This window comes from Aliiroseovarius lamellibrachiae (assembly GCF_018599245.1).
Taxonomy (GTDB): domain Bacteria; phylum Pseudomonadota; class Alphaproteobacteria; order Rhodobacterales; family Rhodobacteraceae; genus Aliiroseovarius; species Aliiroseovarius lamellibrachiae.
The window spans coordinates 1-13,551 of sequence record NZ_JAHEVJ010000008.1 but is presented as its reverse complement, the minus strand read 5'-3'; the positions used below and the strand labels follow the sequence as shown (position 1 = coordinate 13,551).

The window sequence follows — 13,551 nt, the reverse complement described above, 5'->3', positions numbered from 1 at the left end:
AGGTTTCACTCATGTCCAAGTATTTTGATGCGCTGGAAACCCGCTCGGCGGACGAACGCGCCGCCGCATTTGCGCAGGCGCTGCCCGAACAGATTGCCCGCGCCAAGGCTTTGACGGGCTATGGGGCAAGCCTCTCGGATGTGGATGCTGGCGCGGTTAAATCCATCGCGGATCTGGCCAGCCTGCCGGTGCTGCGCAAGTCAGAGATTGGCAAGGCGCAGGCGGCGGATGGCCCACTGGGTGGATTTGGTGGCTTGCCGACACATAAGTTTGCCCACATCTTTCAATCGCCCGGTCCGATTTATGAACCCGGTGGGGTTGGTCATGATTGGTGGCGAATGGGGCGCTTTTTGGCGGCCTGTGGCATCGGCGAAGGTGACATTGTTCAGAACTGTTTTGGTTATCATCTGACCCCCGCGGGTATGATTTTTGAAAACGGCGCGCGCGCCGTTGGGGCGGCGGTTGTGCCAGCAGGCGTTGGCCAGACCGAGCTTCAGGTGCGGGCGGCCGCCGACATTGGCACCACCGCTTATGCGGGCACGCCGGACTACCTGAAGATCATTCTGGATCGGGCTGATGCGGATGGCGTCAAGCTTAAGATCACCAAAGCCGCCGTTGGTGGGGGGGCCTTGTTCCCGTCATTGCGCCAGGAATACGCGGATCGCGGTATCACCTGTTTGCAAAGCTATGCCACCGCTGACTTGGGCAATGTGGCGTATGAATCGGATGCCATGGAAGGCATGATCATCGACGAGGGTGTGATTGTGGAAATCGTGCGCCCCGGCACAGGTGATCCCGTTGCCCCGGGTGAAGTCGGCGAAGTGGTCGTGACCACGCTCAATCCCGACTATCCGCTGATCCGTTTTGCAACCGGCGATTTGTCAGCTGCCTTGCCCGGCGTCAGCCCCTGCGGTCGCACCAATATGCGGATCAAAGGTTGGATGGGTCGCGCGGATCAAACCGCCAAGATCAAGGGCATGTTTGTGCGCCCTGAACAGGTTGCAGATTTTGTTGCCAAGCATGGGGATGTGGCCAAAGCACGGGTCATCGCATCTCGCGAAGGCGAAATGGATGCGATGACCGTGCAAATCGAAACGGATGCAACGGATGCGGCACCTTATGCCAAGTCCATTGCTGAGACGCTGAAACTTAAAGGTAAGATCGAGATCGTTGCCAAGGGCAGCCTGCCCAACGATGGCAAGGTGATCGACGACCAACGCGTCTATGACTGACCCTTTCAGGGTATCTTCCTCCTGAGGGAAAGGGCCGGGGGCAACCCTGGCCTTTTCTTTTTGGGCGGCCTAAAAACCACGCCCTCTCAAGGCATAAAAAAAGCCGCCCCGAAGGACGGCCTTTTTAAAATTCGCTAGGCTGATGCCCTAGCCCGAAGGGATTAACCTTGACGGGCTTTGAAGCGGCGCTGTGTTTTGTTGATCACATAAACACGGCCCTTACGGCGCACCACGCGACAGTCGCGGTGGCGGTTTTTCAGCGAGCGGAGTGAGTTACGAACTTTCATGTCCATCTCCTTCTACGCGGCGCTGCGGTTGCGCCTAAACTTCATTTTATCTGCGCCATTGGTTCTGGGTTTCCCCTTGGCCCGGCACGGACGGTTCATGGTGGGCGATACTGGGATCGAACCAGTGACCCCTTCGATGTCAACGAAGTGCTCTACCGCTGAGCTAATCGCCCTGAAATCTCATCTAAAACATACCAATTGGCACATCTCAAAAGACACAACGCGGGAAAGCCCGCGTCGGTCCCGTTCCTATAAAAGGAGTCGTGCCGCTGCGCAAGGGCTTTTGGTGAGAGAATTTATGGCTTTATATAGGACACGAGGAGCCCAGATGAGAAACAGTCCCTATACGTTACGAAACCCAAAGGAACGAAGCAGTAGTGTGGTCTTTGCATCGCCGCACTCCGGGCGGGCATATGGTTGGGATTTCTTGCAAAATTCGATTTTGGACGAACGGCTGATCCGCTCGTCGGAAGATGCATATGTCGATAAGCTGTTTCAGGCCGCCCCTGATTGTGGCGCCCCGCTGTTGGCCGCAAATACGCCACGGGCTTTTGTGGATTTTAACCGCGGCACAGAAGAGCTTGATCCCGCCCTGGTGCGGGGGGTGCGTCGACCTGCATTGAACGCGCGGATCTCTGCTGGGCTGGGTGTTATACCGCGTGTTGTGGCCGGGGGGCGTGCAATCTACCACGGCAAAATGTCGATGTCCGAAGCACAGACAAGGTTGAATGACACTTGGTTTCCCTATCACAACCAATTGCAGACCTTGCTGGATCAAAGCCATCGCGCATTTGGCGAGGCGATATTAATTGATTGCCATTCGATGCCGCATGATGCGCTGCGAAATGTGATGTTGCCACAGGGCCGCCCTGAGATTGTGTTGGGCGATCGCCACGGTGCATCGGCGTCGTCGGGCATCGTGGGCGGGATCGAGAACGCCTTTCAGCGGGCGGGTTTTATTGTCGCGCGTAACATCCCATTTGCGGGGGCGTTTGTGACGCAGCATTATGGCCGCCCGTCGCGCCAGCAGCATGTGATCCAAGTGGAAATTGACCGCTCCCTTTACATGAACGAAGCACAAATTCGGCCCAATGGTCAGTTCCACAACATTCAGGCGCGGCTTGCTGAAGCAATTCAAGAGATTTGCGACATTGGGCGCACATGCGAAAAGCTTGCGGCTGAATAGGCGTATGTGTCAGCGGGGTGCGCAATTGTGTGTGGATGTAACGTCCGATCACCGCCTGAGCGCGCGACCTTTGACGATGAGGCCCTTGCCAAATTTCGCGCGAATCTTATCCGTCGCCTGTTCTGCCGCGCGCCGTTTGGCGGCGGTCGGATCAAGCAGGTCGTCGGTCAAATCAGCCCCTTCTGCGCTGACCAGGTCACTGATGCCAACACCGATTAGACGAAAAGGCCCTTCGCTTAGCGCACGATCAAGCATCGGGTGGGCGGTACGGTAAATCCGATCTGCAGATTGGGTGCTGTCGCCTAAACTGATCCGCCGGGTCAGCCCGGCGTGATTGGCGCGCTTCAGCTTTAATGTCACCACGCGTCCGGCTGTGTTTTTTGCTTTTGCCCGGTCAGAGACCTGTTCGGCAAGGCGCCACAGATGACCGTCCAGAATCTCTGCATTCTGAGTATCTTCGAAAAATGTCGTTTCCTTTGAAATCGACTTAACGGGGGCATGTGCCGATACGCGGCGGCGATCTTGTCCGCGTGCAAGGTGATACAGGCGTTCGCCCATGCCACCAAACCGCGCGATCAGATCAGCCTGTTCCCAGCGCAGCAAGTCAGAAAAGGTCCGTATCCCCGCACGATCAAGCTGGGCTTGCCCTGCGGGGCCGACACCCCAGATCATACGAACCGGTTTATCGCGCAAAAATGCCCCGGTTTCTGCTTTGCCGATCACCGAAAATCCCTGTGGCTTGTCGAGATCCGAGGCGACTTTGGCCAGAAATTTATTATGACTAAGCCCAACCGAACCGGTCAGCCCCAGCTCGTCTTTCATCCGCTTCACCAACCCCGCAAGCATCACCGCAGGGGGCACGCCGTGCAAGCGCTGGGTTCCGGACATATCCAGAAAGGCTTCGTCCAGGGACAAGGGTTCAATGGCCGGGGTCAGCTCATCCATCATCGCGCGGATTTGCTTGGAAACAGCGGCATAATGGTCGCCGCGCGGCCTGATCACCACGGCGTCAGGACACAGCTTGAGCGCTTGAAACATTGGCATTGCGGATTTTACGCCGCGAATACGCGCCACATAACAGGCGGTGGAGACAACCCCCCGATGCCCGCCGCCAATGATCACGGGCTTGTCCTGCAATTCGGGATTATCACGTTTTTCGACAGAGGCGTAAAAGGCATCGCAATCCATATGTGCAATGCTCAGCTGATAAAGCTCGGGATGTGATGTCACACGCGGACTTTTACAGGCCGGGCAACGTCGACCGGTTTCAAATTGTGTCAGACAGGATCGACATAAAGCAGGCATAGGCACAGTTTACCCTATCTCTGGCAGGTCCTAAAGATGCCTGCCCCATCATTATTCCCGAGTTGAAAAAGACCGCATCAACCGCCATATGTTAGGGAAATCACTTTCATTCATGTATGAGGCATAATTATGGGCGACATTCCTTTTGATCTGAGCGGCGGCAATATTGTGTTGCTGGTTCTTGCCGCATTTTTGGTTCTGACCGTCCTGAAGGGCGTGAAAATTGTTCCTCAAAGTCAAAAGTTTGTGGTTGAACGGTTTGGACGCCTGCAAAGTGTCATGGGGCCGGGCATCAACTTTATTGTGCCGTTTCTGGATGTTGTTCGTCACAAGGTTTCGGTTTTGGAACGCCAGCTGCCCACAAACTCGCAAGATGCGATCACGTCGGACAACGTGTTGGTGCAGGTGGACACCTCGGTGTTTTACCGCATTCTTGAACCGGAAAAGACCGTGTACCGGATCCGCGATGTGGACGCCGCGATTGCCACCACGGTTGCGGGGATCGTGCGCTCTGGCATTGGCGAGATGGAGCTGGATGAGGTGCAATCGAACCGCCAGCAGTTGATTTCCAAGATCAAGGTTCAAGTCGCCGAAGCTGTGGACGATTGGGGTATCGAAGTGACGCGGGCTGAAATCCTTGACGTCAATCTGGATGCTGCGACGCGCGAAGCAATGTTGCAACAGTTGAACGCCGAACGGGCGCGCCGCGCGCAGGTGACCGAAGCCGAAGGGCGCCGTCGGGCGGTTGAGCTGAGCGCGGACGCCGACCTTTATGCCGCACAAAAAGCAGCCGAGGCGCGTCGTGTGTCGGCAGATGCAGAGGCTTATGCCACGGAAGTTGTGGCCAAGGCCATCCATCTGCACGGCATCGAATCTGCCCAGTATCAAGTGGCGTTGAAACAGGTTGAAGCTTTGGTCGAAGTGGGCAAAGGCGAGGGCAAACAAACAGTTCTGTTGCCGTCAAACGCTCTGGACGCCTTTGGCGATGCCTTCAGCATGCTTAAAGGAAAATCATGATGGAACAGGTGATGGACGCATCTGCCTTATGGTCGGAATGGTGGCTTTGGGCCGCCTTTGCGATCGGTTTGGTGATTTTTGAAATCTTCGCACCGGGGTTTGTCTTTTTGGGCTTCGCGGTTGGGGCCGCCGTTGTCGCGATCCTTGCTCTGCTTGGGTTGGCAATATCCCTGCCTTGGATGTTGGTGATTTTTGGCTGTGTTTCCATCGCCGCTTGGCTGGGAATGCGCAGTGTCATCGGCGTGCGCAGCGGGCAGACCAAACATTTTGATAGTGACATCAACGAGAATTAGATCATCACATGCAAGGAGGGGGGCTAGTCGGCCCCTTTCCCAAAAAGATACGGCATTGCGGTCTGCATGGCCGCGCCTTTCATCAACCACGATAGCCCAAAGGCCCAGACGGCGACGCTTTCAGCCCAGAATGTGAAATGCCACTGCGTATCCCAGTGATGGCCAATGTTGGGAAATCCCAGCTTCATCACGCCAATTACACCCACCATCGTAAAAATCACCCAGCCGAAAATCTGGTAACAGAGGTTGCGGCGTTGTTTGAACAGCGACTTGCTTGGGCGTGTGCAGCGGGTAAAAACGCGTTGTGACATGATCCCCAAACTCAGCAGAAACAGCCCTGCGGCGGTCAAATGTATCGCGGCCTGTGTGGTGTCTGCACTTGCCGGGATCAGGCGGTCAAAAAGCGTCGGGGGATGCGCGCATGTGCCTCGCGCGCAAAGGGTCGGCACAAACGCCATAACCAACACGCTTGCCCCCGCCAAACCAGAAACCCGCCGATCCGTCAGGATTTCTTTGGGCCGCGGCGGATAGCCTTCATAGGCCAGCAAAAACAGTCCAACACCCGCAGCGGCCGCCACGAAGACCTCGCGTAGCTCTGAAAAGAAGAATTCTGAGATAGAGTTCTCCATGGGGACGCCTGCCAGATGCACACCAAGCAAAAGCGCAAAGGGCAATCCGATACCAATTGCGCCAATGCCGCGGCGCAGACGCATCATTGTGGCGCGATCTGGGTCTTGATCTCTAGGCATGTGCCCTCCGATATTTTTAATATCTTGGCACGCTACATCTGCCCAAAGGTAAATGTAGCGTGCTTGGATATTATGATCCGGAGATTTTGTGTTGGCGCAAGTCCGACACATGCGTGTTCAACAGTTTTGATCAAGCGTGATCCGCTAGAATGTGGCCGCGTGTCTTGTGGATTTAAGCCGACGCAAGTTCGGCCAAAATGGCTTGTGCTGCGGCGCGGGGATTGGGGGTCTGATAAATTGGCCGACCGACAACGATATGATCCACGCCGTCTGCGATGGCTTGTGTCGGGGTGGCGATGCGCTTTTGGTCCCCCAGATCCGCCCCGGTGGGGCGAACACCCGGTGTCACAATCAGCTTGCCTTTGGCCTCTGGCAAGGCGCGGATCAAGGCCGCCTCTTGTGGGGATGCGATCACACCATCCGCCCCGGCGGCCATTGCGATTGCGGCGCGTTCCAGCACCAAATCCTGAACATCACCGGGTTTGTAACAAGACGCATCCAAATCTGCGCGATCAAGCGAGGTCAGAACGGTGACGGCCAAAATTTTCATGTCAGAGGCGCCTTTGCCGATCTGGGCGGCGCGCACAACATGCGGATCACCATGCACGGTGAGAAAATCCAGATTGAACTGTGACAGCCCGCGAACAGCAGATTCGACAGTGTTGCCAATGTCAAAAAGCTTCATGTCGAGGAAGATCTTTTTGCCAAGCTCGTCTTTCAGTTCGTTGGCCAGAGCCAGCCCGCCGGTTGTCAGCATTCCAAGGCCAATTTTATAAAAGCTAACAGCATCACCAAGGTCTTGCGCCAGCTTCAAGCCATCCAAGGCATTTGGGACGTCCAATGCAACAATAAGGCGGTCATCAGAATGGGGGGTGGCAATCATGGTCAGCTCCTATAGGTCGTTGCCATGTCCTAACGGGCGACTTTTGCAAAGGCAAATGCGGAAACGCCCGGCGCACATCCCTATCCCCCCGTGACGGTGATATTTTCATGGCGAAAAGCATCGTTTTCACACAATGCCGCATAGTCAGGCAATCGGCGTGCCTGACGCAGGGCCTCGCGGGCAAGGGCGATGAGCTGTTCCTGATGGGGCAGGGAAGAGGCTTCGGGGACGCGGCATAAAAACTGTGCATTCACGGCATGGGCTGATGACGCAGCCTCATCATTGATTTGCAGGGAGACAGAACCGCTGATGCGGCCAAGAACCTCGTCGTAAGATAGGTTCGATAATGTGATACTTGATACATACATTGGGACCTCGCAGGGGCCACATTCTCAGCATAGAGCGTGGTGGAAAAGGGTAAATTCATTCTTTCCTTCCCCCCGACGACCTACCCCTTGCGGTTGCGGCACAGTGTTCCCATTTATGTCTTAAGGCCCGTCAGGGGTGTGCCGCAAAAGTGGGCATCCGACATATGGGCGCTTTGAAAAGGAGAATGATATGGATGTATCGAAGTTTACCGAACGGTCGCGCGGGTTTATTCAAGCAGCACAGACCATTGCGATGCGTGAAAACCACCAACGACTGGTTCCCGAACATATTCTAAAGGCCCTTCTGGATGACGAAGAAGGGATGAGCGCAAACCTGATCCGTAAGGCCGGTGGCGTGCCAGATGATGTGCGCGTGGCGCTGGACGAACGGTTGGCGAAACTGCCAAAGGTCTCTGGCGACGGTGCGCAGGTTTATATGGATAATTCCATTGCTGCGGTCGTGGATGAAGCCGGTAAAATTGCCAAACAAGCCGGCGACAGCTTTGTCCCGGTCGAACGGTTGTTGACTGCCCTTGCCATTGTGAAATCCAAAGCAAAAGAGGCATTAGAAGCCGGCGGCGTTGACGCCCAGAAATTGAACGCCGCGATCAATGATTTGCGCCAAGGTCGTACCGCTGACAGCGCATCGGCCGAAGACAGCTATGAGGCGCTAAATAAATACGCAAGGGATCTGACCGAAGCGGCCCGTGAGGGAAAAATCGACCCAATTATTGGCCGGGACGAAGAAATTCGTCGCGCGATGCAGGTCTTGTCGCGCCGCACCAAAAACAACCCTGTGTTGATCGGTGAGCCTGGCGTTGGTAAAACTGCAATCGCCGAAGGGCTGGCGCTGCGCATCGTGAATGGCGATGTGCCCGAAAGCCTGCGCAACAAACGCCTTTTGGCGCTTGATATGGGGTCGCTGATTGCCGGTGCGAAATACCGTGGCGAATTTGAAGAGCGGCTTAAGGCTGTGCTGAACGAAGTGACCTCTGCCGCCGGTGAAATCATCCTCTTTATTGATGAGATGCACACGCTGGTTGGGGCGGGGAAATCGGATGGGGCAATGGATGCCGCCAACCTGATCAAACCGGCGCTCGCACGCGGGGAGCTTCACTGTGTGGGTGCAACCACGCTGGATGAGTACCGCAAATACGTTGAAAAAGACGCCGCCCTTGCGCGCCGTTTTCAGCCGATTGTGGTGCAGGAACCCACCGTCGAAGACACAATCTCGATCCTTCGGGGCATCAAAGAGAAATACGAACTCCACCACGGGGTGCGCATTTCCGACAGCGCCTTGGTGTCGGCGGCCACGCTAAGTCACCGCTATATCACCGATCGCTTTTTGCCAGACAAAGCCATCGACCTTGTGGACGAGGCCGCCAGCCGCTTGCGGATGGAGGTGGACAGCAAACCAGAAGAGCTCGACGCGCTGGATCGTCAGATCCTACAAATGCAGATCGAGGCCGAGGCCCTGCGGCTTGAGGATGACAAAGCGTCCAAGGATCGGTTGTCCAAACTGGAAACGGAACTGTCTGATCTACAAGAAAAATCAGGCGCGATGACCGCCAAATGGCAGGCCGAACGCGATATGCTGGAAGGGGCCCGCACGCTGAAAGAGCATCTTGACCGTGCGCGCGCTGAACTGGACATCGCCAAGCGAGACGGCAACCTCGCCCGCGCAGGTGAACTGTCGTATGGCATCATTCCTGAGCTTGAGAACAAGCTTGAGGATGCTGAGGAAGCCGAAGGCGAAATGATGGTCGAAGAGGCCGTGCGCCCCGAACAAATCGCATCCGTGGTTGAGCGTTGGACAGGCATTCCAACGTCCAAAATGCTGGAAGGCGAGCGTGAAAAGCTGCTTCGGATGGAGGACGAACTGCATCGTCGTGTCATTGGTCAATCTGCGGCCGTAACCGCCGTGTCAAACGCTGTGCGCCGGGCGCGTGCGGGGCTGAACGACGAAAACCGCCCGTTGGGTTCGTTCCTGTTTCTCGGGCCAACAGGGGTCGGGAAAACCGAACTGACCAAAGCGGTGGCTGAGTTCTTGTTCGACGATGACAGCGCGATGGTGCGCATTGACATGTCAGAGTTCATGGAAAAGCACGCCGTGGCGCGTTTGATCGGGGCACCCCCCGGCTATGTTGGCTATGACGAAGGGGGCGTGTTGACCGAAGCGGTTCGCCGTCGCCCGTATCAGGTGGTGCTGTTTGACGAGGTCGAAAAGGCGCACCCCGATGTGTTCAACGTGCTGTTGCAGGTTCTGGACGATGGGGTTCTGACCGATGGTCAGGGGCGCACCGTCGACTTTAAGCAAACGCTGATCATCCTGACGTCAAACCTTGGCGCGCAAGCGTTGAGCCAGCTGCCTGACGGTGCGGATGCGTCTGATGCGCGACGTGATGTGATGGACGCGGTGCGCGCCCATTTCCGACCTGAATTCCTGAACCGTCTGGATGAGACGATCATCTTTGATCGGCTTGCCCGCAAAGACATGGATGGGATTGTCGAGATCCAATTGGCCAACTTGGCCAAACGACTTGCGGCGCGCAACATCACCATGACTTTGGATGATGGCGCGAAAACATGGTTGGCGGATGAGGGGTATGACCCGGTGTTTGGCGCGCGTCCTTTAAAACGTGTGATCCAGCGGGCGCTTCAAGATCAACTGGCAGAGCTTCTGTTGGCGGGTGATCTGATGGATGGGGACACGATTGTCGTCTCAGCCGGTGCCGATGGTCTGATCATCGGGGATCGTGTTGGCAACACCAACCAGCAACCGCCTGAGGACGCTGTCGTTCACTAAGTGCGTTTAAAAAGATGCCCCCGCCGAGGATCCTCGGCGGGGGCTTTTTCATGTGAGTGGTGGCGCGGGGGCGCTTACATGTCGGTGGGGATGAGGCCTGCTTCTTGTGCGGCAGTCAGCTCGGTTGCGTCCAGCGCGCCATTGTCATCAGCATCTGCGGCAGAGAATGTGTCGGTGCTGACGTCTGGGAAGGTCGCAGCCATTTCTTCCATTGTGATCATGCCGTCTTCATTGGCATCCAGCTTGGTTTCGGCAACCAGGGTGCTTGCGCCAGCGATCAGCAGAAGTCCGGCGAGTGTAGGGATTTTCATAAGTTTGCTCCGTAAGTGGTGTTCGTTAAATGCGCCAAACATGCGACGCAGGGCCATCACAGCCACGCCACCAAAAAGAGATCACCCCATTTCTGGCGTTCACGTTGATTTGAGCGCGAGGTTGCGGGAATCTCATCTCTCCTACGGCGACTTTTCGCGGGACCAAACCGGGACGGCGAAACCTCTCTGATGAAAATTGCGCCTTTGGGCGAGGCTGCGCCGAAAAACCCCCGGTTTCCCATGTGGGCCGAAAAATGCTTACGTTTGGTCAGGCTCGGGATCGCGCAATATTCGATGTTAGCGTTCATAAGCAAATGGAGAGGACCAAAACATGGCGCGCATTGAGGCATTGTTAGAGGAATACGGGGAAAGTCATCAAAACCCGACAAATAAGCTGGTGCATTGGATCTGCGTGCCGGTGATCTTTTGGACCGTCATGGCATTTTTATATGCGCTGCCTGCGCCTGCGATTTTGGGGCAGGGGGCATGGCTTTTGATCGCAACGCTAGGGGCGGGGGCATATTACCTGTTCCAATCCCCGCGCCTTACCATCGGCGTGATGGGGTTTGTCGTTCTTTGCTTTTGGAGTGTGATCTGGGTCGACCGCGTCAGTCCGTCCCCTTTATGGCAAGTTGCCGTGGCGCTTTTCGTCATCGCCTGGATCGGCCAGTTTTGGGGACATAAGGTTGAGGGCAAGAAGCCATCGTTCTTTAAAGACGTGCAGTTTTTGCTGATTGGACCCGCGTGGTTGATGAGCTTTATTTATCGCAAACTTGGCCTGCCCATCTGACATCACCTTGGTCTTTGGCACGATGTGCATACACATTATATATAGGTGGTGTGGGGGGGATGGTCTGTTCGGGCGGGAACTCCCCCGAAGTTCCGTGGTTTCACCGGGGCATTGCTGATTTGTTACAACCTCCCAACGCGGACGTGAGTTGATGTGCTTTGGAATTTCTCCGCCGGTGCTCTAGATCTTTTCTAACAGAAAGAAGAGGTGCCTTTTCATGGCTTATAAGTCCGCGCTGAAATATTCCGACATTACGCCCAAATCCGATTTCCTGAATCGCCGTCAATTGATGGGTGGTTTGGGGGCTGCGGCAGTAACGGCGCTTGCCGGGCCGGGGTTGGCGGCGGGCAAATACTCGTCCGATGAAACCCCCAACAGCCTTGAGGATATCACGGCCTATAACAACTTTTATGAGTTCGGCACCGGTAAAGGGGATCCCGCCAAATATGCGGATCGTCTGACCATTGACCCTTGGGCTGTTCAAATCGACGGTCTGGTCGAGCGGCCCGGCAATTACGGGCTTGGGGACATTCTGGCCAAGATGAATATTGAAGAACGCATCTATCGCTTCCGCTGTGTGGAAGCCTGGTCGATGGTCATTCCTTGGAATGGATTTGAGCTAAAGCAGCTTTTGGATTTGGCCGGCGTTCAATCCGGCGCCAAATATGTGGCCTTTCAAACGCTGGTGCGCCCTGACGAGATGCCCGGCGTGTCTGGTCGTGGGATCGATTGGCCGTACCGCGAAGGTTTGCGGTTGGACGAAGCCATGCACCCGCTGTCGTTTATGGCAACGGGTCTTTACGGCGACGATCTTCCAAAACAAAACGGTGCGCCGCTGCGTTTGGTGGTGCCGTGGAAATACGGTTTTAAATCGATCAAATCGATTGTGCGCGTGACCCTGACCGATACCCAGCCTGAAACCACATGGAATATGCTGCAGCCGTCTGAGTATGGGTTTTACTCGAACGTGAACCCGCGCGTGGATCACCCACGTTGGTCGCAAGCCACCGAACGTAAGGTTGGCGGTGGTCTGTTTGCCAAGCGACAAGAGACGCTGATGTTCAATGGCTATGAAGAAGAGGTCGCGTCGCTTTATTCCGGCATGGATTTGAAAGCGAACTTTTAAGCTGAGGGGGTTGGCGTTTCACCAATCGGACTTTCGCCACCCCACGACCGAAAGGAATGATATTCATGACGATGATCCCCCATGTGAATACAGCCCTGCGCCGCGTGCCGGTCTGGATGGTCTATTTGGTTGGCCTGATCGCGCCGATCGTGATGTTTGGCTTGGCCGCAACCGGTAACTATGGGGTAGAGCCGATCAAAGCGCTGGAACATGAGTTGGGCGAGCTTTCTCTTCAGGTGATGATCCTTGGTTTGGCGATCACTCCGCTGCGCAAACTGCTTGGCTTGAACTTGATGAAGTTTCGCCGGGCCATTGGCGTGCTGACCTTCTATCTGGTGTTTAGCCATTTTCTGGTTTGGTTGGTGCTGGATGTGCAAATCCTGTCGCAGGTCTGGGCCGATATTCTAAAGCGCCCCTATGTGACCGTTGGCTTTGGTGCTTTGGTTTTGATGCTGCCCCTGGCGGTCACATCCAACAACTGGTCCGTTCGCAAACTTGGGCCGCGCTGGCGCAAGTTGCATAAGCTGGTTTACCCGGCGGTTGTTCTGGGCGGCGTACATTATGTGATGCTGACCAAAACCTGGCAGCTGGAACCGATGATTTACCTGGCGGTGATCCTGGGCTTGCTTGCGACTCGTTTGCCAAAGCAATTGCCGATGTTTGCGCGCGGGTAAGACGCTGAAGGTCCAAAGGGCACCTATTTAATGTGAAACGCAGACAAAGGGCGGGGCTTTTTGCTCCGCCCTTTTGGTTGAGGCAGGTGAATCGCGATGCGAGTCGGCAAATCACCCCGATTCCACCGATTCATCGCGACTCAAATCAAGTGAATCGCGGTGAATCGAAAAAAATCGACCAAATCACAAAATAATTGGGGCGAATTTCGGGGTGAGTCTCGCGATTCACGTCTGACTCGGGGCGATTCATGGGGCGCGACCGGGATTGGGACGACAAAAATCAAATCGAAGCTGTGGATAACTCCCCGGCAAGGTGCAGATCAGGCTAACAAAGTTGCGCAAAGCCCCTGCTTTCCTTTCTTAACCTTTCCATAACCCCCTAATTTCAAAGGAAAATACAGAAACATCGCAAAAATCTGTATTTTTGAGAAAAAAGGGGTTGCGGGTAGTGGGTGATAACCTTAGAACCCACTTCACCGGCGGCGCTGAGGCGCACAACGGGACGCCAGACGGCGCGGACGACA

General features: G+C 55.6%; 14 protein-coding genes and 1 tRNA gene. 8 read left to right on the top strand and 7 right to left on the bottom strand.

The features are described 5' to 3' along the window. Nucleotides 1-11 precede the first annotated feature (11 nt). A complete protein-coding gene (locus KKW20_RS13940; RefSeq protein WP_214568516.1) occupies nt 12-1,232 on the top strand; it encodes a phenylacetate--CoA ligase family protein in 1,221 nt (406 codons plus the stop codon). A 161-nt stretch (nt 1,233-1,393) separates the two neighbouring features. Here the strand turns inward: KKW20_RS13940 and ykgO are convergent, their stop codons facing one another. Together ykgO and KKW20_RS13930 are read right to left on the bottom strand one after the other, a co-directional pair. After that, nucleotides 1,394-1,519: a type B 50S ribosomal protein L36 gene (gene ykgO / locus KKW20_RS13935; protein ID WP_005850168.1), complete on the bottom strand. Its 126-nt coding sequence runs from the start codon at nt 1,517-1,519 to the stop codon at nt 1,394-1,396. Between the two features lie 98 nt (nt 1,520-1,617). Next, nucleotides 1,618-1,692 (bottom strand) — tRNA-Val (locus KKW20_RS13930). A 155-nt stretch (nt 1,693-1,847) separates the two neighbouring features. Here KKW20_RS13930 and KKW20_RS13925 point away from each other — a divergent pair. Beyond that, nucleotides 1,848-2,705, top strand: a complete 858-nt coding sequence (locus KKW20_RS13925; protein WP_214568515.1) for an N-formylglutamate amidohydrolase — start codon at nt 1,848-1,850, stop codon at nt 2,703-2,705. Between the two features lie 48 nt (nt 2,706-2,753). Here the strand turns inward: KKW20_RS13925 and KKW20_RS13920 are convergent, their stop codons facing one another. Next, nucleotides 2,754-4,010 (bottom strand): DNA polymerase IV, encoded by a 1,257-nt coding sequence (locus KKW20_RS13920; protein WP_214568514.1) that lies wholly within the window; start codon nt 4,008-4,010, stop codon nt 2,754-2,756. Nucleotides 4,011-4,139: 129 nt separating this feature from the next. Between KKW20_RS13920 and KKW20_RS13915 the strand changes: the two genes are divergently transcribed. Next, nucleotides 4,140-5,027 (top strand): SPFH domain-containing protein, encoded by an 888-nt coding sequence (locus tag KKW20_RS13915; RefSeq protein WP_214568513.1) that lies wholly within the window; start codon nt 4,140-4,142, stop codon nt 5,025-5,027. Further along, nucleotides 5,027-5,320 (top strand): NfeD family protein, encoded by a 294-nt coding sequence (locus tag KKW20_RS13910; RefSeq protein WP_246534619.1) that lies wholly within the window; start codon nt 5,027-5,029, stop codon nt 5,318-5,320. The genes KKW20_RS13915 and KKW20_RS13910 overlap by 1 nt, the downstream gene beginning before the upstream one ends. Nucleotides 5,321-5,343: 23 nt before the next feature. Here the strand turns inward: KKW20_RS13910 and KKW20_RS13905 are convergent, their stop codons facing one another. The 3 genes from KKW20_RS13905 to KKW20_RS13895 all read right to left on the bottom strand — a co-directional run bounded on the left by KKW20_RS13905 (nt 5,344) and on the right by KKW20_RS13895 (nt 7,320). Then, nucleotides 5,344-6,069 carry a hypothetical protein gene (locus tag KKW20_RS13905; RefSeq protein ID WP_214568512.1) on the bottom strand — a complete coding sequence of 242 codons (726 nt, stop codon included), beginning with the start codon at nt 6,067-6,069 and terminating at the stop codon, nt 5,344-5,346. Nucleotides 6,070-6,241: 172 nt separating this feature from the next. Then, nucleotides 6,242-6,952, bottom strand: a complete 711-nt coding sequence (gene pyrF / locus KKW20_RS13900; RefSeq protein WP_214568511.1) for an orotidine-5'-phosphate decarboxylase — start codon at nt 6,950-6,952, stop codon at nt 6,242-6,244. An 80-nt stretch (nt 6,953-7,032) separates the two neighbouring features. Continuing rightward, on the bottom strand, nt 7,033-7,320 hold the full coding sequence (locus KKW20_RS13895) for a hypothetical protein (RefSeq protein WP_214568510.1): 288 nt from the start codon (nt 7,318-7,320) through the stop codon (nt 7,033-7,035). Nucleotides 7,321-7,510: 190 nt separating this feature from the next. On the opposite strand from KKW20_RS13895, the gene clpB reads away from it, so the two are divergent. Continuing rightward, nucleotides 7,511-10,126 carry an ATP-dependent chaperone ClpB gene (gene clpB / locus KKW20_RS13890; RefSeq protein WP_214568509.1) on the top strand — a complete coding sequence of 872 codons (2,616 nt, stop codon included), beginning with the start codon at nt 7,511-7,513 and terminating at the stop codon, nt 10,124-10,126. 74 nt (nt 10,127-10,200) lie between these two features. On the opposite strand, the gene KKW20_RS13885 is transcribed toward clpB, so the two are convergent. Beyond that, the gene (locus KKW20_RS13885; RefSeq protein ID WP_214568508.1) at nt 10,201-10,437 is read right to left on the bottom strand and encodes an EF-hand domain-containing protein; all 237 of its coding nucleotides are present in this window, start codon (nt 10,435-10,437) and stop codon (nt 10,201-10,203) included. A 331-nt stretch (nt 10,438-10,768) separates the two neighbouring features. Here KKW20_RS13885 and KKW20_RS13880 point away from each other — a divergent pair, with 331 nt between their 5' ends. The 3 genes from KKW20_RS13880 (at nt 10,769) to msrQ (ending at nt 13,027) form a co-directional block, all read left to right on the top strand. Continuing rightward, entirely contained in the window at nt 10,769-11,227 is a 459-nt protein-coding gene (locus tag KKW20_RS13880) for an Mpo1 family 2-hydroxy fatty acid dioxygenase (protein WP_214568507.1), read from the top strand. Between the two features lie 217 nt (nt 11,228-11,444). Further along, nucleotides 11,445-12,353 carry a protein-methionine-sulfoxide reductase catalytic subunit MsrP gene (msrP, locus tag KKW20_RS13875; protein ID WP_214568506.1) on the top strand — a complete coding sequence of 303 codons (909 nt, stop codon included), beginning with the start codon at nt 11,445-11,447 and terminating at the stop codon, nt 12,351-12,353. 65 nt (nt 12,354-12,418) lie between these two features. After that, nucleotides 12,419-13,027, top strand: coding sequence for a protein-methionine-sulfoxide reductase heme-binding subunit MsrQ (msrQ, locus tag KKW20_RS13870; protein ID WP_425514278.1), 609 nt, complete (start codon nt 12,419-12,421; stop codon nt 13,025-13,027). The last annotated feature ends 524 nt before the right edge of the window (nt 13,028-13,551 follow it).

Coding starts and splice junctions, on each gene's coding strand:
- KKW20_RS13940 (WP_214568516.1), top strand. CDS start 12: ATGTCCAAGTATTTTGATGCGCTGGAAACCCGCTCGGCGGACGAACGC.
- ykgO (WP_005850168.1), bottom strand. CDS start 1,519: ATGAAAGTTCGTAACTCACTCCGCTCGCTGAAAAACCGCCACCGCGAC.
- KKW20_RS13925 (WP_214568515.1), top strand. CDS start 1,848: ATGAGAAACAGTCCCTATACGTTACGAAACCCAAAGGAACGAAGCAGT.
- KKW20_RS13920 (WP_214568514.1), bottom strand. CDS start 4,010: ATGCCTGCTTTATGTCGATCCTGTCTGACACAATTTGAAACCGGTCGA.
- KKW20_RS13915 (WP_214568513.1), top strand. CDS start 4,140: ATGGGCGACATTCCTTTTGATCTGAGCGGCGGCAATATTGTGTTGCTG.
- KKW20_RS13910 (WP_246534619.1), top strand. CDS start 5,027: ATGGAACAGGTGATGGACGCATCTGCCTTATGGTCGGAATGGTGGCTT.
- KKW20_RS13905 (WP_214568512.1), bottom strand. CDS start 6,069: ATGCCTAGAGATCAAGACCCAGATCGCGCCACAATGATGCGTCTGCGC.
- pyrF (WP_214568511.1), bottom strand. CDS start 6,952: ATGATTGCCACCCCCCATTCTGATGACCGCCTTATTGTTGCATTGGAC.
- KKW20_RS13895 (WP_214568510.1), bottom strand. CDS start 7,320: ATGTATGTATCAAGTATCACATTATCGAACCTATCTTACGACGAGGTT.
- clpB (WP_214568509.1), top strand. CDS start 7,511: ATGGATGTATCGAAGTTTACCGAACGGTCGCGCGGGTTTATTCAAGCA.
- KKW20_RS13885 (WP_214568508.1), bottom strand. CDS start 10,437: ATGAAAATCCCTACACTCGCCGGACTTCTGCTGATCGCTGGCGCAAGC.
- KKW20_RS13880 (WP_214568507.1), top strand. CDS start 10,769: ATGGCGCGCATTGAGGCATTGTTAGAGGAATACGGGGAAAGTCATCAA.
- msrP (WP_214568506.1), top strand. CDS start 11,445: ATGGCTTATAAGTCCGCGCTGAAATATTCCGACATTACGCCCAAATCC.
- msrQ (WP_425514278.1), top strand. CDS start 12,419: ATGACGATGATCCCCCATGTGAATACAGCCCTGCGCCGCGTGCCGGTC.